This window comes from Vibrio variabilis, assembly GCF_003263785.1.
GTDB classification, from domain to species: Bacteria; Pseudomonadota; Gammaproteobacteria; order Enterobacterales; family Vibrionaceae; genus Vibrio; species Vibrio variabilis.
Genome location: NZ_JYJK01000144.1, coordinates 46044 through 69356 on the forward strand (window position 1 = coordinate 46044; position 23313 = coordinate 69356).

Consider the following 23313-nt stretch of genomic DNA (forward strand, 5'->3'; position numbering starts at 1 on the left):
GGAAGACCTTGTTGTAGGGTGTTGACTTAAATTTGAGCAAAGTTGAAGGAAAAGGGAATAGGGTCAATGCGTTAGACAAAAACGCAGTTAGTGAATTTGCCGTGTAACAAATTTGCTACAAATGAGTTGGTGTGTTCGTGGATGAGTATTTTTGTTGGTTAAAGCATTGAAATGTTTGAGATGTTTAATAGCCATTGATGAGAGATGTAGAATAGAGGGGTGTAAATGAAATGTTAAAAGGGTAAAGCTAATTGTACACCTAATCTGATAAGAGGGAGCCTTATAAAACTAGGCGCACGCACGGAAGGAACAAAAAGTGGAGCCAATTGTTTGGCTCCACTCATTTTGCGCTGTTTGTCTGAGTCTTTACGCTAATTTTAGCGTTTCACTGCTCATACGATTCATGTAGCTGTTTACCGCAAACGCCAGTCCAGTGACGGCGATTGCCCACAACCAGATAGGGAGTACACCCGTCGATATCGCATAACCAATGGCTGTCGCCGTGATCACGCCAATGAACCCAGGGATCAGGAAGCTGTGGTTAAGGATGTACTTACCAATCTTAGTGGTACCAGAGCGGTCAAAAGTAATCGCTGCCAGATCCGATGGGTAGAATGGGAAAAAGTAGTAAGCGTAACAAGCTGGAAGTACACCAATCAGGACTTCCGCTGGAATGCCTAGTGCAAAACCGAGAGGTAGCATAATGGTCAGCACAGCAGCTTGGCTCTTAAGGAACACAGAAGAAACGTACATGGCAATCGCGAAGGTCCAAGGGTGCGATTTCACGACGTCTTCAACTAGGCTGATGATGTAAGGCTTGTTGTAGGCAATAATGGTGTCACTCATCCAGGCAATACCAAAGATGATGATGACCGCACTCATACCGGCGATGAACACGTTGGTGTTGACGATTTTTTTAGGGTCAACATTGGTGGTTAGTAAGATGATAGCGCCGACAGAGAGCATCAAGAACTGCAAAGCGGTCGACGTTTTTACACCATCAGGTAGTAGACCCAGATCTTTACCAAACATAGCAACGCAAATCACCGTCAAAATACCGAGTAAGAATACGGTTAGGCCGCGTTTTGCAGTTTGACTCTCTTTGTTGCCAGCATCACCTGTGCTCGCTTCACTGGTGTCGATAAGCTGCGCTTTGAATTGTGGGTCTTTCATGCGCTCAAGAAACTCTGGATCGTCATTCAAATCTTTACCACGCTTTAAGCTCCAAGTTGCAGCAATCAATACGCCCGTTAATGTCGCGGGAATGGTCACCATTAACACTTGACCCAAAGAGATGTCTAGGTGGTTGGTCGCAGCCGTTGCCATAACTACCGCCGCTGCCGCCGCAATAGGGCTCGCCGTGATGCCCATTTGAGAGGCGACGGTTGCAATAGCCATAGGGCGCTCTGGACGAATACCACGCTTGATACTGACGTCATAAATAACCGGCAGAAGTGGATAGACCGAGTGACCCGTTCCGACCATTACTGTTAGTGAATAAGTACACAAAGGTCCTAAGAAGACCACTTTAGAAGGGTGCTTACGAAGCAACTTTTCAGCGTATTGGACGAGTAATTTTAGACCGCCTGTTGCTTCAAGGGTTGCAGAAGCGGCAACAACCGCAAGAATGATGAGCATAACGCCAATAGGGGCGTACCGGGAGCAATGCCAAAGAAGAAACTAAGAATGGAAACGCCTAAGCCACCTAGTAGACCAAAGGCAATTCCACCATAACGAATACCGACAAAAATGACTGCCAGAAGCAGCAGCATGTGAATATAAAACATAACAACTCCTTTTAATAGCGACAGAGTTATTATTCGCCCGTATGCAGTTCGAAATACTGATCTAGATGCGGAAAAATGTGTTTAATAGAATGGGTTTGCAAAAGTGTACACAGGGTCACATTGTTGCGAGTGGTGTCAATATGTGACTGAAATGAAACAAAAAAGCGGAGCATCTCTGCTCCGCTTTGTACTTTAGGCTACGCTATCTTTATCGGTATCTTCGGCACCAATAAAACCGCCAGTTTGGTGTGCCCAGAGCTGAGCATACACTCCGCCTTGAGCAACTAACTCTTTGTGGCTGCCTTGCTCGATGACTTCGCCTTTATCGAGAACGATTAGGCGATCCATAGCCGCAATGGTGGATAGTCGGTGCGCAATGGCGATAACGGTTTTACCTTCCATCAGTTCATTCAAGCTCTCTTGAATCGCAGCCTCTACTTCTGAATCCAATGCGGATGTCGCTTCATCGAGGATCAGAATCGGGGCGTTTTTCAACAGTACTCGTGAGATGGCAATGCGCTGACGCTGACCACCGGAAAGTTTTACACCACGCTCACCAACTTGCGCATCGTAGCCCTTGTTACCGAATGGGTCGGTTAAGGTTTCGATAAACTCATGAGCATGCGCCTGCTTGGTTGCAGCAAGCAACTCTTCTTCCGTGGCATCGGGTTTACCATAGAGGATGTTGTCACGGATCGAGCGATGCAGCAGCGAGGTATCCTGAGTCACCATGCCGATTTTACTGCGCAGTGAGTCTTGAGTAACTTTCGAGATGGATTGACCATCAATACGAATGTTACCGCCCTCAACATCGTGAAAACGTAGCAATAGATTCACTAGTGTTGATTTACCTGCTCCTGAACGTCCTACTAAGCCGACTTTTTCGCCCGGTTTGATGTTGAGATTCAAGTTACTGATTACCCCTTTGTTTTCACCATAGTGGAAGCTCACATCATCAAAGTCGATGCCGCCTTTATCGACGACGATTGGCTGAGCGTCTTTTTCATCTTTGATATCAATAGGCTTAGAAAGGGTCTTCATACCATCAACTACCGTACCCATGTTTTCAAACAGGGCACCGACTTCCCACATGATCCACATCGACATACCGTTGATACGCAGCGCAAGACCAATGGCAATCGCGATAGCACCGACCGTAATCGCACCATCCATCCACAAGTAAATAGAGATAGAAGTGACGGTAAACAGCAGCACATAGTTGGTAAATTCAACCGCGACATCAAAACCTGTTACTAAGCGCATTTGACGATAGACGGTATCCAAGAACCCTTTCATGCCTTTTTCCGCATACTCGGTTTCACGGTCGGTATGGGAGAACAGCTTTACGGTAGAGATATTGGTGTAGCTGTCCACAATGCGTCCGGTCATCATAGAGCGCGCGTCCGCTTGCTCGGTCGCCACTTTCTTTAGTTTTGGCACAAAGTAGATTTGGATGCAGACGTAGGCAACCAGCCAAACCAGCATTGGCATCATCAAACGCCAATCGGCTGCCGCGAGCATGACCAAAATGGAAGTGAAGTAAACAGAGACATACACGAACACATCTGCTGTTTTCATCACGGTTTCGCGCACGGCCAACGCTGTTTGCATCACCTTGGTCGCGATACGCCCAGCAAAATCATCTTGATAGAAAGAGAGACTTTGTTTGAGCAAATAGCGGTGTGCCTGCCAACGGATAGCCATTGGGTAGTTGCCGAGCAGTGTTTGGTGCACAAGCAGTGACGCTATCAACAATATCGTTGGCAACACCACCAGAACACAAAAGCCGACCCAAAACAGGGTATGACCGTTTTCCGATAAAAAGGTTTGGGGATCGCTGGCGGTTAGCCAGTCGACGATTTGTCCCATAAATCCGAACAGCATCACCTCTGCGATAGCGATGACGGTCGAAAATAGTGACATTAAAATGATCGGCTTTTCAAAGCCGCGCGTGTAGTAGCGACAGAAAGCGAGTATGCCCTCTGGCGGCTTCTCCGGATCTTGCTTTGGAAAAGCTTCTGTAAATTTTTCAAAGCGTTTATACATGGTTCACCTAACAACGTTGGAAAGACTCTTTATAATCCATTGACTGCATATTGGGTCGTGATTCAAAGAGACAAAAAATCCTCCTATCCAAAGATAAGAGTAGATATTCACAAGTAACGGCTGTCGAGCTGATTTGCAACTGTACGGAAGATACTTGCGAGTCAGAGTTATGATTTTGATTTTACATGGCGAATGTTCCGTTTCGCGGGATAGAACACGTGAAAGAGATCTGATGAATCAGACTCAGTAAGTGTATAGCTTTTAACCAATGCTCACAACCGCTGCCATACATAAGCCCGTGATTTTATTGAACTGTCGGAATAATAATCCACAAAATGGTGCAATTTTTTCATTGTTGCGTAGTTTTTGTGCAGGAAATATTCCTGAATTACTGTCATCAATCAGTCAATATTCCGGTTTAGTCTGTGATTAAATCCTGCATTCAGTAAATTAATATTTAACACACTATTTACAATTTAAGAATCTAAGTAAGACAACAAGCAAAACAACAATACGTTGCTAACAACGATGACTTTCAAGCGATAACTAGTGAAGTGGGATGTTTATGAATCATGGAATGACTGCATCTGTCGAGACGACGATTTCCGCTCGTGTCGGCCGTTCGATTCAAAATGCCAATTGTGTGGTGATGGTACCGCCAAAAGAGTTCGGTTTTAATGCAGAGACTGCAGCCGACAACGAATTTCAGCACCAAGTTGCTCTTGACGCCAGTGCTGTTAAAGCCAAAGCGATGGCGGAGTTTAAGGCCATGGTTGCTGGCCTGCGTAAATCCGGCGTGCAGGTTATCGAATTTGACTACCCGCTTGATGGCGAAGAAACGCCAGACGCCGTATTCCCCAATAACTGGTTCAGTACCACCCATGATGGGGCGTTTTACACCTTTCCGATGGCATGTAAAAACCGCCAGCGAGAAGTGCGCCCACAAGCCTTGATTGATAGCTTGAATGCCTCGGGACGGCATGTGGTTGCGACCGACAATCTGCTGAGTTACGTAGAGCAAGGGGCATTTTTGGAAAGTACCGGTGTGATGGTAAAAGATCACATCAATAAAACCATCTATGCTGCGCTGTCGCAGCGGTGCGAGCGCGAGGCGTTGGAAGACTATGCCAAGCGAATTGGTTACCACCGCGTAGTGTCATTCCAGACGGCGTTGCCATCGGGCCATCCTATCTACCATACCAACGTCATGATGGCGATTGGGGAGCACTTTGCAGTTATTTGCTCGGAAGTGATCCCTGAGTATGAGCGCCGTTTTGTGATCAAGTCGCTCGCCAATAGCAAGCAAGTGATTGATATCAGCTTGGAGCAGGTCAACCACTTTTGTGGCAACATTCTACAGCTGGAAACGGTGAATGGTGGCAAAGTGATCGCGATGTCGAAATCGGCGTTTGATGCCTTTACACCCGCGCAAAAGCAGCAACTGGCAACACACGGAAAATTACTGCCGTTTTGATGTTTCTACCATAGAAAGTATTGGCGGTGGCAGCGTGAGATGTATGCTGGGAGAAGTGTTTTTACCCACACGAACGACTGAACTCTAAACGAAAATTTTTACTCACTTAAAGGCAGCTTAGCGAGCACAAGCTGCCTTTTATGCCATTCTACCGATATTCTCAACGAGATAATCAATCAGCAATCGCACACGCGTTGGCAAATACTCTCTGGATGAGTAGTACACCCAAATTGTGGTCGGGGCGCCCCAATATTGTTTCATAATGGGTCTTACCTCGCCTGAGACCAATTCGTCCCGAAATAACCAACTACCAAGCATTGAGATCCCCGCTCCCGCAAGCGTTGCTTGCTTGGCTGCGGCGAAATTATTGACCACAAGTCGGCCATTTGGCTCATAGAGTTTGGCATGCTCACCGTCTTTTATACGCCAGTGATGAAAACGCCCACTGGTGAGTGAACGCACAGGAATACAGTGGTGATTAGCAAGATCTTCTAGCGTCTTTGGTTCGCCATATTGCGATAAATAGCTTGGAGCGGCATAGATGCCTATGTCTTGCGTCAATAGCGGTCTTGCAATGAGTCGCGAGTCTTGATTGATCGCGACGCCAATACCTAAATCAAATCCGTGTTCAACCAAGTCCACGTTACGATCATCAAAATGCAGATCACAACTGATCTGCGGATACTTGGCCATAAACTCAATGACGAGCGGCAGTATGTGCTCTTGGCCGATTGAGCTGGCAGGTAAGTTGATCTTTATGGTGCCAGCGGCTGCGCTGGAATGTTCAGCCAGCTGTTCAATGGTGGTTTGTATTGATTCCATTGACGGTGTGAGGCTCTCTGCCAACTGCTGACCCGTTTGCGTCAAGCTAAGAGAGTGTGAGGAGCGAAAGAACAGCTTAACTTGCCACTCTTGTTCAAGCTTAGTGATAGCTTTACTCACCGCAGGGGCTGAGATTCCCAACGCTCTCGCTGCAGCTGCAAAGCTGCCACTTTTCGCGACTTGGATAAATATCGGTAACTGGGTTGGAAGTGATTTCATTAACTAATGGTTATCATAAAGGTGAATAAGTAAAACCTACAAGTTAACAATATTATGGTCAATACTAAGCTCAACATACAAACCGAGTGACAGTGAGAGCAACATGAGCCTACCAACCCTTCATCAAGCGATTATCTCTAATGATTATGAGCGATTTATTCAGCTTATTGAGCAAGGCAGTGATGTGAACCAACTCGATGCGCTGATGGGCAATGCCCCAATGCACATTGCTGCGCAGCAACGTTCTGACAAGTGGGTGTTGGCTTTGATTGAGGCTGGTGCGTTTATCAACCTTCAAACACCTAAGCATGGTGTTACCCCATTGATGGTTGCGGTATGGCATCGCAAACCATTAGTGGTGAAAGCGCTTCTTGAGCAGCCGCTAATTAATACTGAGATTGTATCAACGTTCGGGCTTAAAGCTCTCGATTTGGTCGATTTCGGCGCGAGTGCTGAAGATGAATTTGGACAACAACAAGCAAAACAGCTTCAGCAGTTGTTTGCGGCGTATTTCAATCATCGCGACACTGCAGAATCGTCACTTGCCGCCTACCAAGTTGTCTCCGATTCAGAGAATACTGATGAGCAAAAAGCGACTCAATTAAAGGCGCTGTCAGAGTGGTCTTCTCTCAATACCCCATCCCCCGTCACTGCTTCTGGCAATGATGAACATACAGCTGTGATGGTGGCAGCAAGAGATGGGCTAACACGTTCACTGAAGGTCTTGATGGAGCATGGTGGTGATCAAACAGTTCCAGATCACTATATGAAAGCCATTCCACTTCACAAAGCCGCTTACAACGGCAGGGCAGACGTTATTCGCTTGCTTGCGGGCTATCCGGGATTTTCCGAAACCTTAAATGCACAAGGGCCGAATAACGGATACACCCCGTTGCACGATGCGGTCTGGCACGGTCACCTTGACGCTGCCAAAGCACTGATAGAAGCAGGCGCTGACACAGAACTGAAAGCTTATGACGGTCAAACGCCGTTGGATCTTGCTAGGGAATATCACTACCAAGCGATCATCGATATGTTGGAGAAAAACTAATGAAAGTACTCGTTGTTTATTGGCATCCAGAACCACAAAGTTTTAATGGTGCAATGTTTCGCCGTGCAATAGAAAGCCTTGAGGCCGAAGGCCACGAAGTGAAAACCTCTGACTTACATGAAATGGGATTTAATCCAGTGTCTGGCCGCCATAACTTCACCAGTGAACATGATGGGAAGTTTTTTAAGCAGCAGCTTGAGGAAATGCATGCGACTGAGGTTGACGGTTTTTCGGCTGATATTGAAGCTGAACTTGAGAAGCTTGAATGGAGCGATTTGGTTATTTTTCAATTTCCATTGTGGTGGTTTGGCCTACCAGCGATGTTGAAAGGTTGGGTAGATCGTGTGTTCGCCATGGGCAAAGTGTATGGCGGCGGCCGTTTTTATGATGATGGCGTTTTTAAAGGTAAGCGAGCGATGCTCAGCGTCACTATGGGAGGGCCAGAAGATGCGTATGTTAAAGGCGGTTGGAACGGCGATCTAGATGCGATTTTACGCCCTATTCATCGAGGTGTATTGGCGTTTACGGGGTTCTCTGTTCTTGCTCCTCAGAGGGTGTTTGGCCCTGCACGGATGACACATCAAGAGCGTGAAGCAGAGCTCGATGAGTACGCTGCAAGGTTAGCGACGATTTTTGATGAAGCGCCGATTCAAGTTGGTGATTATTAATAAGGTGGGAAAGGCTATGAGTAATATCGATAAAGTGACCGAAGCGCATTATGTGCTTCGTAGTATGCTCTGTGTGTGAGCTTATTGAGTCGTAACTCAGAAAAATTGGACTTTTTCTCCTTAGCTTTTAGACTGCTATTTATGTTAGCGAAAGGGCAGGATGCCCATATAAAACTTAAGGATATCAATTGAGTAAGCTACTTTCCTACTTGTCAATCGTGCTTATTATTTTAGTCGCAACTTTTCACCCTAAAGCGCTTGAAGACATTATCGGCTTTGATATGTTCGAAAATATTCGCATCATGATAAGAGAAATGGAAGCGGGGTTTGATAAGTTAACCAGAGCATTACGCTCAGCGACAGACTGACTATAATGCTCTGGGTTTGTTGATTATGGTAGGTCAAACACTAATGCAGTAACGTTTTGGTCGCTATGGTTTTCAAATCTCAGTTCGGATTGCGACTCAATACTGGCACCGTCACCCGGAGTGAGTTTGGTGGTGTTGATATTCAACTCTCCCGCTACCTGATGAACGTAGATGTTTCGATTTGGTTCTATGGAGTACACTAGGTCTGTATTAGGCTTTAACACGAGTTGGTATAGTGTCATGTCTTGTTTTATCTGCAACGTGCCATCACGGCCATCGGGCGTAGCAATAGTGGTTAATCCATTCGCTTGTCCGAAATCTTTCTGCTGATACCCCGGCTGTTTACCGAACTCATTCGGCTGAATCCATATTTGCAAAAAGCGTAATGGCTCGGAGTCTGAGCCGTTGTATTCACTGTGATAGATGCCGCTCCCTGCTGACATTAGCTGGAACTCTCCTGCCGGTAGAGTTTGCACGTTTCCTTCACTGTCTTTGTGTTCAATCGATCCCTCAAGGACATAACTGATGATTTCCATATCACGATGGCCATGGGTGTCGAAACCTGCGCCAGCCTGCACAATATCATCATTAATCACACGCAGAGCCGAGAAACCCATATACTCAGGGTCATAGTAGCTCCCAAATGAAAAGCTGTGCTTGCTATCCAACCAGCCAAAATTTGCCTGGCCTCGGTCTTGTGAGTGTCTGACGGTGATCATAGTGAATCTCCTTGTTCCTGACTTTTTGCGTTTTACTCTCTGTATTGCTGAGATTCAGTTTAGACCTAGGCTGATGAACAATGAACGGGAGTAATTCGAATAGGTCGGTCAACAATTTTGAAGAACGGCATTGTGAAAAAATGCTTTCGATACTTATCTGATTCGCCACCCCAAAAGGCGCCATTATAGGCGCCTTTTCTGCCTGTAAGGTATCTTCTAGAGTTTCACTAGCTCGGCTTGCTGCTTAGACAGATTCTGCTCTGCCTTTGCCGGCGCGGCTCCTAGAATATCCCGACTTCCAGACTCACTCTGACTGTTAAGTGTCACTGAGATAATAACCCAGTTATCGCCGCTTTTTTGCAAGGTAAACTCGTAGTTGCCCGATACCGCCCAGAAGCCTTCATCACCCAGCCAGTGACTTGCGGTAATATCAACGAATGCGGTCGCTGAGTCACCATCAACGTTCACTTTTAGGTTTCTAAGGTCATGGTAGGTGGCATCAAACCCAGGCAAGAAAGCGGCCCATTGCTTCATCAAATCCTCGCGGTTAACTGGGGCAGCCTCACCACCAAATAGTGATGTGTAGTCAACCGTCACTTGCGGCGCAAATAGGCGGCCTAAGTATTCAAACGCGCCTTGGTCAGCCATAGCAGAAAAGCTTTGGATGTTGCTGCGGATGATCGCTTCGTCCTTCGATAGCGGTTGTGATTGAGCATTCAGGTTCATTGAGACCACTCCAATGAGTAAGATAAACAGGTTACGAATACGCATTTCTTTGCTCCTATCGAATTACAGGTTGGCTCTGAAATGTTTGGTCATCGCAGCAACCGCGGTTTGAACCGCTTCTGGTTGGTCATAGAAATCAAACTGAGAGACATCTTCTAGCCAGACTGCTTCCACGTTTTTACCAGCATGGTCAAGGTATTGATGTGCCCCTGCAGGAAGCGCCATTGCTTCTGAGGCAACCATGATGACGGGCTTATCTTGAGTCGCTGCGCTTGCCTGAGCATCGTAGTTCAACCAGCCATCCCAGGAAGCCACATTATATTGGTTGTCGTATTCTGGAATAAGACCACGGTCGGTTTCTGTGTAGTAAGGTGCCTGATACATCAGCGCGCCTTCGTTAGTTAGGCTTGCGGCCTCAATGTATACTGGGGTCTCACTTTGCTCCGCTTGGTGAGCCGCAGCAAGTAGCTTATTGGCATTCTCTTCACCCCGTAAATGGCGGTTGCCATTGGTTTGTCGTGCAGCCAGGGGCGACTAGTGCGACTGCGGCCACTTTGTCATTACCCGCCGTCGCATCCATCATGTAACCGGATGATGCGCAGATACCTAAGCCCGCCACTCGGCTGCCATCGACTTGCTCGAGGTTCGCGACTGCGTCGATGACGGCTCGAATGTCTTCTGTTTTACGTGTTGGATCTTCTAGGTATTTGATGGTGTCATCGGATTGACCCCAACCACGAAAATCAAAGGTGACCGCGGCATAACCTTGGTCTGCTAACGCTTGGGCATAAACCGCTGGCATTTGCTCTTTAACGGTTGTCCATGCTCCTGTCACGACGACCACAGGAGGATTCTCTACACCTTCAGGTAGGTAAAGATTTGCTGCTAATTGACCGACTTTGGTATCGAGTTGAATCGCTTGCATAGTAGTGTCCTCGTATTGAGCTAGGTGGTTCGCTTGATTTAGGTCGTTTGCCAATCCTGACATAGAGAATAGACCGATTGCTGAAATGAGTGCTGGCTTAATCATCTTGTATCCCTCTTGCTGATGTTTTGTATTAGCCTTTGCTTGGCTAACTTGGGTATAGATTAGCGTTGAGATTGGTTTTGAGATTGAACATTCGTGCTTGGGTTTTTGAACTTTATTGCAGTGCAGTTGGCTGTCTTTCTTGCCATTGACGATAAGGCCAACAGTGCGCTAGTTTCAAAGGATATAGAGACCAACGGATTGAATGATGAAGTCGCAATTAACCTTTATTGATCACGAAACTGGGGCGTTGTCGGATTGTGGGCAAGTGCTTGATATTGAGATATCTAATCAAGGTTTAGGTTGGAATGGCGTAGTGATAGAAAAGGGCAGTTCGCCGCATTTCTATCCGCAAAATGTTCATACCCCGTATTTCTATTTTGCACTGGCTCTAGAGCAGGTTCTTACTTGGGAGGTCGAAAAAGAGGAGGGCATTGCATCTCTGAAAACGAGCCCTGGAAATATCTGGATTAATCCACCAAAAACGCCGTTTACACATAATATTGATGAGCCCTGCTATTTCGTCATCCTCGCCGTGGAAGAGAGCGTGTTTCTTGAGCTTTGTCCGTTAAATTTGGAGGGTGTGCCACTTCAGTTTCTCAATAATTACAACGTATTAGATGAGTCCATTAAAGGTGTGATAGAACTGTTCCTGCTAGAGAGTGAGAACAAAGGGCGAAATGGTCCTGTTTACCTCAATAATCTGATATCTCTTTTGGCGACGCACTACATTCAAAACTACTCCAACTATGTTGATATTAAGAACAGTCAATTAGCAGCGTCTAAATTCGATCAAAGCCAAATGGATCGCGTTGATGCGTATATCGCAGATAACATAGGCAGCAACATCTCGGTGGATGATTTCGCGGATCTTTTGGGCTGCAGTAAATTTTATTTTCTGCGAGAATGGCTTTGTTGCTTAAATCGATGGAACTAAATCAAGAAGCTACGATCTGATCGGTTACACCCATCAATCATCGTAGCCTTATGCCGAAACCTCGTTACAAAACAAATAACTGGCAACAGTACAACGAAGCTTAATAAACCGTGGTTCACTGACCTTTTGGATTGATGAGGAAGCGATAGCCGAGTGGAAGCAAAACAAACAAGGAAAACGTGGTAGACCTCGCCGATTTAGCGACTTAGCCATTACTACCGCACTGATGGTGAAACGCGTTTTCTCTATGCCATTGAGAGCGCTGCAAGGTTTTCTAGACTCAGTATTTAATCTGGCTAACATCCCGCTTGTTTGCCCTCACTATACCTGTATAAGCCGCCGAGCTAAGGAAGTTGAGGTTTCATTTAAAACCAAAACCAGAGGCGCAATACAACATCTGGCTATTGACGCCACTGGTCTCAAGGTTTATGGCGAAGGTGAATGGAAGGTCAAGAAGCATGGCACTGATGGGAAGCGTAGAGTCTGGCGTAAGCTGCATATCGCAGTAGATACAAGCACCCACGAAATAGTTGCAGCAGAGCTGAGTTTATCTAACGTAACCGATGCGAAGTACTCCCCAACTTACTTAAGCAGACACGTCGTAAAATCACTGAGATATCAGGTGATGGAGCGTATGACACAAGGAATTGCCATGATGCTATACGAATCAAGCGAGCGGTTCCGCTCATCCCGCCACGAGAAGGAGCAGCCTTCTGGGAGCAAGGACACCCTCGTAATTTAGCGGTAGGTTGTCAAAAGCTCCACGGCTCCAACAAGAAGTGGAAAAAGCGGTACGGCTATCATAAGCGCTCTCTATCAGAGACCGCAATGTATCGGGTGAAACAGTTGTTAGGTGGGAAATTAAGCCTAAGAAATTACAATGCTCAGGTTGGCGAGACTTACGCTATGATCAAAGCTCTGAACAAGCTTTCAGGCTTGGTATGCCTGAAACTCAGTATGTTGTATAAGAACTAAACAATATGGTGCTACCATGTGTTCTCACCGAATTAAGCAACAAAGCCGATGAAAACATCAATGACTGGGATAATATTGAGCTAGATAGTGGGGTCGCAATAAATCCAATACAAGCGGCAAAATGTTTGGAGGAAACTCTCCGCACACAAATGTTTATCAAAGGTATTTACCAGTGCTTGCTTGAAAAATTGTCTCAGAAACACACTGTGAATGTTGTTTACGCGGGCACTGGTCCGTATGGCTGTTTGTTGTTGCCACTTCTGGCATTGATGCCAAGTGCACCTATTCGAGTAAGTTTGATTGATATTCATAAAGACAACACGGACTCGATTAAACGTCTTGTTGAACACCTTGGAATTGGTTATCAGATAACCTCAATTGAGTGTGCAGATGCGACAACGTGGTCACCAAAGAGTCCAGTTCAGTTTGATATTGTGATATCAGAAACCATGACCGCATTACTAGGACGGGAGCCGCAGGTGGCGATTTTTGCTCATCTGCAACAGTTTTTAGCGGATGATGGAGTATTGATTCCCGAAAAAGTATCCCTTTCTGCTGTCTTAGTGCCATATGAAAGCGCCGATTTGCCTGATATCCCGTTAGGTCAGTTTTTCGAGTTGAATAGAGAGCTGGCGGGGAATCTGGCCAATGGGCATCAGGATGGTTTAATAGGCGAGATTGTCTTGCCGCGTTCATTCTCAACTATTGACTACCAACACCTCTCTTTTCGCACCGATATACACGTTTATCGAGAACACAGGTTAACTTTCGGTCAGTGTAGTCTGAATTTATCGATCGACTATACGGGCTTAAAACTTGAACTGGGGGGAGTATAAAATTTTGTTACAGACTGACGGCGTCGCCAAAATTTGAGTTTACGTTTCCGGTTGAGTCCATGTCGTCGGTTTTACCAGAAAAAACAGAAGTTGGAGTGATAGCAGTGCCGGGTATAAAGCGCTTTTGGCATAGAGCGAGACTCATACGCGAAGGCCGTCATGGGTGGGCGTTTATTGAGCGTGAGATACTGAAGGATATCGCGTTACTAGAGAATTTTAATGTTAGTTATCACCAAGCCCTGAGCTATGTTTGTGAATATCAGCCATCATTTCACGAGTTTGAGACGTGGCTACTGTGTGCCAATGAGTCAAGTGACATCAATAGGTGATAACACACCGCTTGCGCTTCGTTCGCAGATGTTTCGTGGCGTTATTGAAGTCGTTAGTGAAAGCGGTGAGTTTAGTGATGGCCGATTTGCAATTATCGCTTTCATAGGGCGGTAGGATGTTTGCTTTCCCGTTACATGTCAGTCAGGTGAAATTGGGCGCTTGGAGACAATCAGATATCAAGCTTCAATGTGACCTTGTTCGCAAAATTCGCAATTTTACAGCCTGCCATTCTGATTGATGTTTTTCCTTCTTTTGACTGTGAAGCGAACAGACGCTTCTTCCCCTCACTTAAGGCTAATCATGCTTTGACGTCTATAACCGCACAATAGTTATAGAATGTTAATCGCCGATTTTGCTCATCTTATAGCTCTCACTACCTAACAAGAAGCGTTACGAGTTGGTTGCAACTTTTTTTATAACGCCTATAAATCTAATACGTAAGGTTTAATAGCAATTAGTTGCATTTACCAATGGTTTAATCAGTTTGGTGCAGTGTTATACATTTAGTTTAGTAATGGTTGCTCAAACGAATCTGTGTGCGAAATCTTCTGTTCCAATTGATACACAAACCTTGATTTCGCCACATCGTGATATGGGGCTCAGCCATGAGATGGGCGGGCTCGACTGTTTGGGCAATGAATGGCTGACGCACGTGGTACCACATGTGCTGAACGTGTTGAACAATCTCATGACCGTGAGCTATTGACGGGCTTGGACTCGTATGGATAGAACTGGGAGTAGGGCATTGGAACTAGAATTAGACGGAAAATCTTCGAATGACAGGGCTCAAAGGCAGACTGGTAACGTGGATTTAAACGCGTTTTCTGATCCGAATGCACAGGCACTGTTGATGCATTCCATCCGCGAACAGCTTAAGGCTCTTTCACAGCAGACACTGTCAGATAGCGGCAGGAGAACAAAGTTGTGCTCTAGCTTTTCTGAAGCGATGAGTATGGTGCTTGATGTAAAACCTGTTGAGCATTGTGTGCTTGTGAAAGCGTTTGAAGGGATGTACAAACATGCGCTTATGTCTATGGCCGAGGCCAAGATCGATGAAGCTGTGTTAACCCACGACTATATTAGTCCAACCGGTTTCATTATGTCTCCGCTTACTTGCACTCATACAATAAAAGATGTGTATCGAGTGCAAAGCTTTGTACGTGGTATCGATAAAGCTATCGCAGAAAAAGTGAAAAACAGAAGTACCGTTCGTATACTTTATCCAGCCTGCGGGCCGTTCGCGCCTTTGTTGCTGCCTTTACTTCGTTATTACAAAAGTCAGGCCAAATATGAATCAGAGCAGATAAAGGTAACTCTGGTCGATATTCAGCCTGGAGCAATACACGCTATCAACCAGTTGGTATCAGATCTTGAAGTCGCCAATTACATTGAACTTATTGAAGAGGCTGACGCGACAAGGTTTGAGCCTGAGCACGGTTATGACCTCATTTTAGTCGAGGCGATGCAACATGGGTTTTCAAAGGAAGGTCATTTTAGTATTGCTAGACACTTGGTTAACTATCTGAACCTTGATGGCTGTGTTATACCGCAAGAATTGGTTTTTCATGCCAGCATGGTGGTAGGGGAAACGGAGTTTCAGAAACAGTGGCTAGATGCTGATTTTGCGCATTCTGACTTTGCCTGTTCACAAGCTCACCAGGATAGAGTGCCTCTAGGTGAAATTTTCCGAGTCAACAAGTCGACTCTGCTAAGACAAGAGTCCATACAACTGCCATCAGGTATTGAAGTCGTAGAGGGGCAGTTAATAAGCTTGCCTAAGGATGTCGAGGATATGAGTCAGAGAGTTCTGACTATTCATACTCAGCTAAAGGTCTACGGTGATCATGATCTTGGGGAATATGATTCTGGCATAACACATCCCAAAACTGATCTGGATTTCTATTTCGATCTGAAACCTAAGAGCCTTCAAGACCATTATGTCGTTGTAGAAGGTGGGGATTCAGTAAAATTCTATTATCAGCTAACGGGGTTGCCTGGGTTTACCATGTTAGCAATGGAGCCAGATTCATGAGATGCAAATTGGCGCTTTTTACGGATAGTATGCTGGCGGTACCGCTGCTGCAAAATTTATTCAATCAGAATCGGCTCGCTTGTATCGTGGTCACAGAGAATCAGTATTCACCAGAAACGGCACAATTGATTCAACTAGCAAAGCAAATGAACATCCCTCTGCTGAGTTATGACTCTGCCCAGGAATCACAATTGTTCCTTGGACTTGATGAGAGTCAGGCGAATATAGGGGTTGCCTTCTACTTCAATCGAAAATTATCCGACGCTGTGGTGAATTATTTCTCAGAGCAGATGTTTAATCTTCACCCTGGCACATTACCGCAATACCGGGGGCGAACCCTATCTATTGGCAATTAAGAAATGGCGAAGCAAGCCTCAATTTTACATTGCATAAAGTCACCTCCGTCTTGGATGCTGGCGATATCGCAGTGCAGCTTCCTATTCCTATACACCCATTTGAGACCGCAATGTCAGTGAGCCACAAAGTCGCCCAACAAGCGCCCATGCTGATTGAACAGTTCATTCAGAGCCTTCAACAAGGTTCAGTGATATGGACGCCCCAAAGTTCAGCTCCGAGTTGGCAGGCAAGACGTGTGTCAGAGCAAGATCTGATGATTGATTGGCAGCGAGACGTGAGTGTTCAGGTGGTTAATATGGCTCGAGCTGGAAATCCAATCCATGGTGGTGCTTTGTTTCGGTGCAAGCAGGATACCTACTCTTTGTTGCAAGCGAGCGCACTGTCTAAAGATGAGCATATTAATGGCGTGAGGCCTGGCACCATTACCCAAGTGTCTGAAAGTAAGGGGCTGATTGTTCAATCTAAAGATGCAGCCGTCGCGTTTGAAGCGATAAATACGGCGATTGGTGTGTTGAGCGGTTATCGATTCTCGGTGCTATTTGGGATCACATCTGGGATGCAGTTGGAGAGCATGCCGAGAGACATTCAGCAGCAAGTCACACCTAACCAACCAGTTAGACAAGGAGATTAAGCATGGCAGCATCAAATGGCCCAATTTTGGGCACTATGGCACCTTTTGGAGGAAATTTTACCATTCGTAGTTGGGATGTGTGTGGGGGCAGATAATCACTGTCAATTCGAATACAGCTTTATTCTCTCTATTTGGGACATTTTACGGAGGGATGGGCGTACCTCATTTGGACTGCCAGATCTACGTGGACGCTCGCCGATTTCAATGGGGCGAGCTCCTGGCCTAAGTAACTACATTATTGGACAGATAGGAGGATTTGAGACCGTTGGTTTGATCAATTCACAGCTCCCAAGTCACACGCATGCTGCATCGGTTTCTAATCTGAGTGTTACGACTACTTCTGAGGGTTACATTGATGTTGTCAATGCAGGAGCCAACAGCGACTCTCCAAGTTCGGGTCAATACATAGCCGGTGGAGGGGCAACCATATTTGGCACTAAAGGGGCGTTTAACCAACTGGTTCAAATTGAGGGATTGGAGGTATCTAGCTCAAGTACCGTGTCCGGTGGAGATGTATCAGTTGGAGAGACAGGAAGTAATCAACGACATGAAAACCGCCCTCCATTTCTAGTGGTGAATTGGCAAGTGGTTGTTGATGGCATTTATCCAAGTCGTAGCTAAAGTGGCCAGAACAATAGGCTCTGGGTGTTGTTTAAAAAGCTGTAATTGAGTTCGAAAAATCAGGGAAGGTAAGGATGTTCATTGGACGTGGCGTTAACAAAATGAGCCTATTAGTCATTCCGGTATGGCTTCTACTAACGTTTTGTATGCAAAGTGCAGCTGTTGCAGGGGTATTTGATTTTGAAGATGGAAATGTCATCGGAGATAAGACATCTGAATTAACGACCACTGTAGACGGTGTTACGTTGACTGTGACGCGTTCAGGTGGTGATAACCAGTTTAACACCCTACGAGTTGCTGATTATACTGGTTTCCCACCGGTGGCCTCTAACGCTGTAATAGCAAAGAATTACCCAAGTAACAGCGAGACATGGACACTCTCATTTAGCTCGGCGGTAAAAATTACTAGCTTTCTAATTGTCGAAGAGTCTGACATAAGCACTGGGCGTTATATCTTCACCCCAAGTCAAGGAACGGCACTCGATATATTTGCCAACAATGTACCTAATCAATTTGAAACCATGTCGCCTTTTGACTGGGATTCAATCACAGACTTCACAGTGAGCTATAGCGGTTCATCATCGACACATGGGATCGCAATAACAAAAATAGATTTTAGCGCAGCAGTCGCTCCTGATGCTGATGCGCCAATTTTTCAAAACAGTACTCCAACTCTGAATACGGTTACCACGACGGGTGCAACGCTATCGGTGTCGCTTGATGAAAAAGGGACAGCGTATTATGTCGTGGTGGCGAATTCCTCCTCTGCCCCGAGTGCAAGTCAAGTTAAAACCGGAAAAGATGCCAGTGGCGCAGATGCCATCGCATCTGGTAGCTTTGCCATTGGAGATAGCCTATCAAATAGTTCGGTTATTTCCGTGCTAAGTGATGGTACGGACTATGATGTGTACGTGGTTGCTGAAGACGATGAGTCTACCCCTAATGTTCAGGTGTCGGCCTCTAAACTCGATCTTACCACCACAGATTCCTCTCCCAATGTCAGTGGAATTACTGTATCGGGCTCACCTGCAGCCAACGCCACTTCCATCGACTATTTGGTGACGTTTGGTGATGAGGTCAGCAATATTGCGACGACAGACTTTACCGCTAAACTCGATGGTTCGACCAACGCTGGTGTCAGTGTTGCGTCTGTGTCTGCTTCCTCAGGGAGCTCAGTAACGGTTACGGTTAGTGTTTCTGGTGTCTCGGGTGCGGTGAGATTGGATCTCGATGCCGACAACACTATTGTTGATGAGAGCAATACCAATCCCGCCGCCTTTACTAGCGGTGCGACACACACGACAGATACCATAGTACCCACGGTCACATCGATAGTACGTAAGTCGCCTAGTGCGGAATACACCAATTCTGACTCTTTAGTTTGGACAGTCACCTTTTCAGAAAGTCTCTCCAGTATTGATGGAAGTGACTTTGCAGTTACGGGCGCTAAGGGAGTCACTATTTCGCCATCGGCAAGCTCTGGTTCCAGCGTGGATGTGACGGTTTCGGGCGGAGATTTGGCTTCGGTGAACAATGTGGTTTCCCTTGCTATTTCCTCCTCTAGCAATAATTTAGTCGATGCTGGTGGCAATGGTCTCTCAAGCGTGACGCCAACAGGCAGTGTCGAAACCTATACGGTTGATAACACCGCACCAACCTTTTCATCGGTAGACGACAATAGTGGCGACAACACCTACAAAGCGGGTGAGACTATTACGATAACGGCGGGATTAGGAGAGTCAGGACTCACGGTTAACACCAATATCTCAGTACTAGACAGTGACTTTGGCTCATCGGTGGCAATGAGCAATACCGGCAGTGATACCTATAGCGTCACCACCTCGGCGCTGGATCTTAATGGTAATATGCTAGAGGGTACATCAATAGCGGTTACCATAACGGCAACCGATGCTGCTGGAAACCAAGCAACGGATAGCTCACTGACGTTGCTCCTTGATAAAACCGCGCCAACCTTTAGTGGCTCGAGTTCCGTCCCGCCTGATAATAGTGCCGGCGTCACTGCTAGCGATAACCTTGTTCTAGATTTTAGCGAAGCGGTGCGTCTTAAAGATGGTGGAGTCATAACGCTAGTGGACGTCACCAATTCGGCCACCTACGAAACCTACTCGAAGGACGATGCGACCTCGGGCACAGGAGACCTGAGTGGAGATCTCACCTTATCGAGTGATCAAGTAACGCTTAATCCAGCAAGTAGTTTACTTGCGGGTACTCAGTATGCGATTCAAATCGGATCTTCTACTCTGGAAGATCTGGCAGGCAACTCATTTGCCGGTATCAGTGATAACACCACGTACAACTTCACGACTCGCCCTGAGTTAACATTGACCGTTGGAGAATCCAGTGTAAAAGAGAATGGCGGTCAAGTTACATTCACGCTGTCCCTTGTTGATGGCAATGGAACCCCATTTGTTGCAACAGAAGCCATCACGGTCGCATTAGGCAAAGCCGGCACTGGCACTGAAACGGATGACTATTTATTGAATGGGCTTTCTGGCAGCAATTTAACCATTGGTGTTGGAGCATCTTCGGCTTCCTTTACGCTAACCGCTCAGCCTGATGCCATTGACGATAATAACGAAAGTGTTGAACTTACTATTAGCTCTGTTTCATCTGGCTCAGCGGTTATTGGCTCGTCAAAAACCGCAAGTGTGGTCATTTCTCAAAACTCACCCGCCGTTGTTAATGGGCTGGACTCATCGCCAGTCTTTTCTGAGGGTGGGAGTGCTGTTGTTATCGATAGCAATGTCACGGTTTCTGATGTGGAGCTAGATGCGCTTAATAGTGGTCAAGGTAATTATGATGGTGCGAGCCTGACGATTTCCCGTTCAGGCGGTGCAGATAATAACGATGTGTTTGGTAATAGTGGATTATTGAGTAATTTGATTGAATCTGGCGATCTTACTTATAACAACGTCGTTGTCGGTACCGTAACCACAAATAGTGCGGGAACCTTGACGCTGACATTCAACAGCAATGCGACGACGGCTGTGGTCAACTCGGTTTTGCAGGCCATTACTTATCAAAACTCTAGTGATGACCCAAGTGGCTCGGTAGGGCTTAGCTTTGTGTTCAATGATGGCGTTGAAAATAGCAGCAGCGTTCAAGTTACGGCTTCAATCACGGGTGTTAACGATGCACCGACATTAGCGGCTACCGGCAGCTCACCAACCTTTGTTGAGGGAAGTTCGGCAGTCACCCTTTTCTCTAGTGCTGCAGTCAGCACTGTCGAGGCGAGCCAAACGTTAGCGGGTTTAGTGATTACCGTCACCAATGTGGCGGACGCGGCCAATGAAACGCTCAATATCGATGGGTCATCCATCATTTTGACGACTGGGCAGTCCGGCAGTACATCAAGCTTTAACTACTATGTGTCTGTTGCTGGCACTACAGCGACAATAACACTCACTGGCGGTGCATTAACAGAGACTCAGATGCAGTCAGTTATCGACGCGATAAGCTATAGCAATAGTAGTGATGACCCAACAACGGCAAGCAACCGTGTTGTCACCATTACCAGCATTAGTGAAACGGGTTCAGTCAATACGGTTGCGAATACAACTATAGCTTCAACGGTCTCGGTTAATGGAGTGGATGATGAGCCAATCGTTAGCGCAAATGGGTTGAACCCAACCTATACCGAGGGAGCAGCAGTGAGCTATGTGTATTCTTCTGCTTCGGTTAACACCGTGGAGAGTTCGCAGACTATTACCGGAGCGACTTTCACAATCAGTGGCGTACAAGATGGCAGCGAAGAGGCTTTGGTTGTCGATGCCACAGAAATTACGTTAGTTCAAGGTACATCTGGGACGACTCCGACAAACCTTATTGATTATTCGGTATCAGTGTCAGGCAATGTGGCAACGGTAGTGTTATCTAACGTTACAGGTACTGCTCAGTTAGCGCAGCAATTACTCAATTACATTGGCTACATTCACACAGGCCAAGATCCTACCGAGGGCGATCGTGAAATTAAGCTAATTTCAGCAACGGACAGTGGTGATAACACAGGTGGTAACGACAACCTGAACGATACACTATCTTTAACTTCTACCGTTAGTGTATCTGGTGTCAATGATGTGCCGACAATTACCATTGCAGGCCTAACTCCAACGTTTACGGAAAACGGCTCGCCAGTCACACTGTTTGAGGTGACCGAATTAAGCACCGTGGAAGATGGGCAATTCATACTGGCGTTTGCGCTTAGTATTGATAGTACAAATATTGGTGACAACGAGTTTATCGTGTTTGATTCTCACGATGTTGCCTTAGTGGACAATACTTCAGGCAGCACGACAGTAAATGAGTTTAACTATTTTGTTTTTGAGGAAGAGGGTGAACTTGCTGTATTCTTTGAGAAGCAAGCGTCAGTAGACGACTATATGTCAGCCATTAATGCGATGACATATAGAAGTGACTCCGACGCGTTGCAGTCTGCACTAAGGGAAATTACTTTTGCGCTGCTATTTGATAATGGCGATCTTGGGTCGGAGATCTTCGCTCCAGCAGAATTGAGTATTGTATCCAAAGTCTCAGTGATAGGCGTGAACGATGAACCGAGCATCACGGTAGCGTCGACTCTCACTACCGATGAAGACAACAACCAAACGCTCAGCTTCAGTTACAGCGATGTCGATGGCGATACGGTCACTGCAACGGAGAAATCTGCACCAAGCATGGTGCGATAGTCATTAACGGCACGGACATCGTCTACACGCCAACCGCCAACTACAACGGTAACGACAGCTTCACCATTACCCTGACCGATGGCAGCGGCTACACGGTGGATAAAACCATCAATGTCACGGTCTCCAGTGTGAACGATGAGCCGACCATCACGGTGGCGTCGACCCTCACCACCGATGAAGACAATAACCAAACGCTCAGCTTCAGCTACAGCGATGTCGACGGCGATACGGTCACGGCAACCGAGAAATCCGCACCAAGTCATGGTGAGATCGCGATTAACGGCACGGACATCATCTACACGCCAACCGCCAATTACAACGGTAATGACAGTTTCACCATTACCTTGACCGATGGCAGCGGCTATACGGTGGATAAAACCATCACTGTGACGGTCTCCAGCGTGAATGATGAGCCGAGCATTACGATCGCCTCGACCTTGACCACAGACGAAGACAACAACCAAACGTTGAGCTTTAACTTTAGCGATGTCGATGGCGATACGGTCACGGCAACGGAGAAATCTGCGCCGAGTCATGGTGAGATAGCCATTAATGGCACGGATATCGTCTACACGCCAACCGCCAATTACAACGGTAATGACAGCTTCACCATTACCTTGACCGATGGCAGCGGCTACACGGTGGATAAAACGATCACCGTGACGGTCTCAAGCGTGAACGATGAGCCGAGCATCACGGTGGCGTCGACGCTTACCACCGATGAAGACAACAACCAGACGCTCAGCTTCAGCTACAGCGATGTGGATGGCGATACAGTGACCGCAACGGAGAAATCCGCGCCAAGTCATGGTGAGATAGCCATCAACGGCACGGATATCATCTACACGCCAACCGCCAACTACAACGGCAGTGACAGTTTCACCATTACCTTGACCGATGGCAGCGGTTACACGGTGGATAAAACCATCACCGTCACGGTCTCAAGCGTGAACGATGAGCCGAGTATCACGGTGGCGTCGA

17 protein-coding genes and 4 pseudogenes are annotated in these 23313 nt (G+C 46.6%); 14 read left to right on the plus strand and 7 right to left on the minus strand.

The genetic code is table 11. From position 1 onward, the window contains the following. Positions 1 to 366 precede the first annotated feature (366 nt). Together TZ48_RS23695 and TZ48_RS23700 are read right to left on the minus strand one after the other, a co-directional pair. Positions 367 to 1787 (minus strand): annotated as a pseudogene (locus TZ48_RS23695) (anaerobic C4-dicarboxylate transporter). A gap of 192 nt (positions 1788 to 1979) precedes the next feature. Further along, the gene (locus tag TZ48_RS23700) at positions 1980 to 3833 is read right to left on the minus strand and encodes an ABC transporter ATP-binding protein (RefSeq protein WP_112481157.1); all 1854 of its coding nucleotides are present in this window, start codon (positions 3831 to 3833) and stop codon (positions 1980 to 1982) included. A gap of 577 nt (positions 3834 to 4410) precedes the next feature. Here TZ48_RS23700 and TZ48_RS23705 point away from each other — a divergent pair. Beyond that, positions 4411 to 5395 (plus strand): annotated as a pseudogene (locus TZ48_RS23705) (arginine deiminase-related protein). Positions 5396 to 5445: 50 nt separating this feature from the next. On the opposite strand, the gene TZ48_RS23710 reads toward TZ48_RS23705, so the two are convergent. Beyond that, entirely contained in the window at positions 5446 to 6348 is a 903-nt protein-coding gene (locus tag TZ48_RS23710) for a LysR family transcriptional regulator (protein ID WP_112481159.1), read from the minus strand. 103 nt (positions 6349 to 6451) lie between these two features. On the opposite strand from TZ48_RS23710, the gene TZ48_RS23715 reads away from it, so the two are divergent. From TZ48_RS23715 to TZ48_RS23725, 3 genes are all read left to right on the plus strand, one after another. After that, a complete protein-coding gene (locus tag TZ48_RS23715) occupies positions 6452 to 7399 on the plus strand; it encodes an ankyrin repeat domain-containing protein (protein WP_112481160.1) in 948 nt (315 codons plus the stop codon). Next, complete coding sequence (locus tag TZ48_RS23720) at positions 7399 to 8067, plus strand: NAD(P)H-dependent oxidoreductase (RefSeq protein WP_112481162.1); 669 nt, start codon at positions 7399 to 7401, stop codon at positions 8065 to 8067. Before TZ48_RS23715 ends, TZ48_RS23720 begins: the two co-directional genes overlap by 1 nt. 188 nt (positions 8068 to 8255) lie before the next feature. Beyond that, a complete protein-coding gene (locus TZ48_RS23725) occupies positions 8256 to 8435 on the plus strand; it encodes a hypothetical protein (protein WP_112481164.1) in 180 nt (59 codons plus the stop codon). 23 nt (positions 8436 to 8458) lie between these two features. Here TZ48_RS23725 and TZ48_RS23730 read toward each other — a convergent pair whose 3' ends face one another. From TZ48_RS23730 to TZ48_RS25625, 4 genes are all read right to left on the minus strand, one after another. Next, a complete protein-coding gene (locus TZ48_RS23730; RefSeq protein WP_112481166.1) occupies positions 8459 to 9154 on the minus strand; it encodes a pirin family protein in 696 nt (231 codons plus the stop codon). A 216-nt stretch (positions 9155 to 9370) separates the two neighbouring features. Further along, positions 9371 to 9925 (minus strand): nuclear transport factor 2 family protein, encoded by a 555-nt coding sequence (locus TZ48_RS23735; protein WP_112481168.1) that lies wholly within the window; start codon positions 9923 to 9925, stop codon positions 9371 to 9373. An 18-nt stretch (positions 9926 to 9943) separates the two neighbouring features. Beyond that, on the minus strand, positions 9944 to 10264 hold the full coding sequence (locus TZ48_RS25620) for a hypothetical protein (RefSeq protein ID WP_239671051.1): 321 nt from the start codon (positions 10262 to 10264) through the stop codon (positions 9944 to 9946). A 100-nt stretch (positions 10265 to 10364) separates the two neighbouring features. After that, entirely contained in the window at positions 10365 to 10910 is a 546-nt protein-coding gene (locus TZ48_RS25625) for an alpha/beta hydrolase (RefSeq protein ID WP_239671052.1), read from the minus strand. 205 nt (positions 10911 to 11115) lie between these two features. Between TZ48_RS25625 and TZ48_RS23745 the strand changes: the two genes are divergently transcribed. From TZ48_RS23745 to TZ48_RS23795, 10 genes and pseudogenes are all read left to right on the plus strand, one after another. Next, positions 11116 to 11844: an AraC family transcriptional regulator gene (locus TZ48_RS23745; RefSeq protein WP_112481170.1), complete on the plus strand. Its 729-nt coding sequence runs from the start codon at positions 11116 to 11118 to the stop codon at positions 11842 to 11844. Between the two features lie 50 nt (positions 11845 to 11894). After that, positions 11895 to 12812 (plus strand): annotated as a pseudogene (locus TZ48_RS23750) (IS5 family transposase). A 12-nt stretch (positions 12813 to 12824) separates the two neighbouring features. After that, positions 12825 to 13655 carry an SAM-dependent methyltransferase gene (locus tag TZ48_RS23755; protein WP_112481172.1) on the plus strand — a complete coding sequence of 277 codons (831 nt, stop codon included), beginning with the start codon at positions 12825 to 12827 and terminating at the stop codon, positions 13653 to 13655. A gap of 1075 nt (positions 13656 to 14730) precedes the next feature. Next, the gene (locus TZ48_RS23770; protein ID WP_162674710.1) at positions 14731 to 16017 is read left to right on the plus strand and encodes an SAM-dependent methyltransferase; all 1287 of its coding nucleotides are present in this window, start codon (positions 14731 to 14733) and stop codon (positions 16015 to 16017) included. Further along, entirely contained in the window at positions 16014 to 16373 is a 360-nt protein-coding gene (locus tag TZ48_RS23775; RefSeq protein ID WP_112481179.1) for a formyl transferase, read from the plus strand. Before TZ48_RS23770 ends, TZ48_RS23775 begins: the two co-directional genes overlap by 4 nt. 29 nt (positions 16374 to 16402) lie before the next feature. Next, positions 16403 to 17005, plus strand: a complete 603-nt coding sequence (locus TZ48_RS23780) for a hypothetical protein (protein WP_239671053.1) — start codon at positions 16403 to 16405, stop codon at positions 17003 to 17005. Positions 17006 to 17086: 81 nt separating this feature from the next. Further along, on the plus strand, positions 17087 to 17626 hold the full coding sequence (locus TZ48_RS23785; RefSeq protein ID WP_239671054.1) for a phage tail protein: 540 nt from the start codon (positions 17087 to 17089) through the stop codon (positions 17624 to 17626). A gap of 74 nt (positions 17627 to 17700) precedes the next feature. Next, on the plus strand, positions 17701 to 22332 hold the full coding sequence (locus TZ48_RS23790; protein WP_112481183.1) for a beta strand repeat-containing protein: 4632 nt from the start codon (positions 17701 to 17703) through the stop codon (positions 22330 to 22332). 17 nt (positions 22333 to 22349) lie between these two features. Then, positions 22350 to 22424: pseudogene (locus TZ48_RS26560) on the plus strand (Ig-like domain-containing protein); the annotation flags it as partial. A gap of 3 nt (positions 22425 to 22427) precedes the next feature. Next, positions 22428 to 23313, plus strand: an 886-nt coding sequence (locus TZ48_RS23795; protein ID WP_162674711.1) for a tandem-95 repeat protein, incomplete at its 3' end; no start/stop codon positions are given.

Excerpts from the sequence above, each read along its gene's own strand:
- TZ48_RS23775 (WP_112481179.1), top strand. The coding sequence starts at position 16,014 with ATGAGATGCAAATTGGCGCTTTTTACGGATAGTATGCTGGCGGTACCG.
- TZ48_RS23745 (WP_112481170.1), top strand. The coding sequence starts at position 11,116 with ATGAAGTCGCAATTAACCTTTATTGATCACGAAACTGGGGCGTTGTCG.
- TZ48_RS23735 (WP_112481168.1), bottom strand. The coding sequence starts at position 9,925 with ATGCGTATTCGTAACCTGTTTATCTTACTCATTGGAGTGGTCTCAATG.
- TZ48_RS25620 (WP_239671051.1), bottom strand. The coding sequence starts at position 10,264 with ATGTATCAGGCACCTTACTACACAGAAACCGACCGTGGTCTTATTCCA.
- TZ48_RS25625 (WP_239671052.1), bottom strand. The coding sequence starts at position 10,910 with ATGATTAAGCCAGCACTCATTTCAGCAATCGGTCTATTCTCTATGTCA.
- TZ48_RS23720 (WP_112481162.1), top strand. The coding sequence starts at position 7,399 with ATGAAAGTACTCGTTGTTTATTGGCATCCAGAACCACAAAGTTTTAAT.
- TZ48_RS23700 (WP_112481157.1), bottom strand. The coding sequence starts at position 3,833 with ATGTATAAACGCTTTGAAAAATTTACAGAAGCTTTTCCAAAGCAAGAT.
- TZ48_RS23710 (WP_112481159.1), bottom strand. The coding sequence starts at position 6,348 with ATGAAATCACTTCCAACCCAGTTACCGATATTTATCCAAGTCGCGAAA.
- TZ48_RS23790 (WP_112481183.1), top strand. The coding sequence starts at position 17,701 with ATGTTCATTGGACGTGGCGTTAACAAAATGAGCCTATTAGTCATTCCG.
- TZ48_RS23755 (WP_112481172.1), top strand. The coding sequence starts at position 12,825 with ATGGTGCTACCATGTGTTCTCACCGAATTAAGCAACAAAGCCGATGAA.
- TZ48_RS23715 (WP_112481160.1), top strand. The coding sequence starts at position 6,452 with ATGAGCCTACCAACCCTTCATCAAGCGATTATCTCTAATGATTATGAG.
- TZ48_RS23730 (WP_112481166.1), bottom strand. The coding sequence starts at position 9,154 with ATGATCACCGTCAGACACTCACAAGACCGAGGCCAGGCAAATTTTGGC.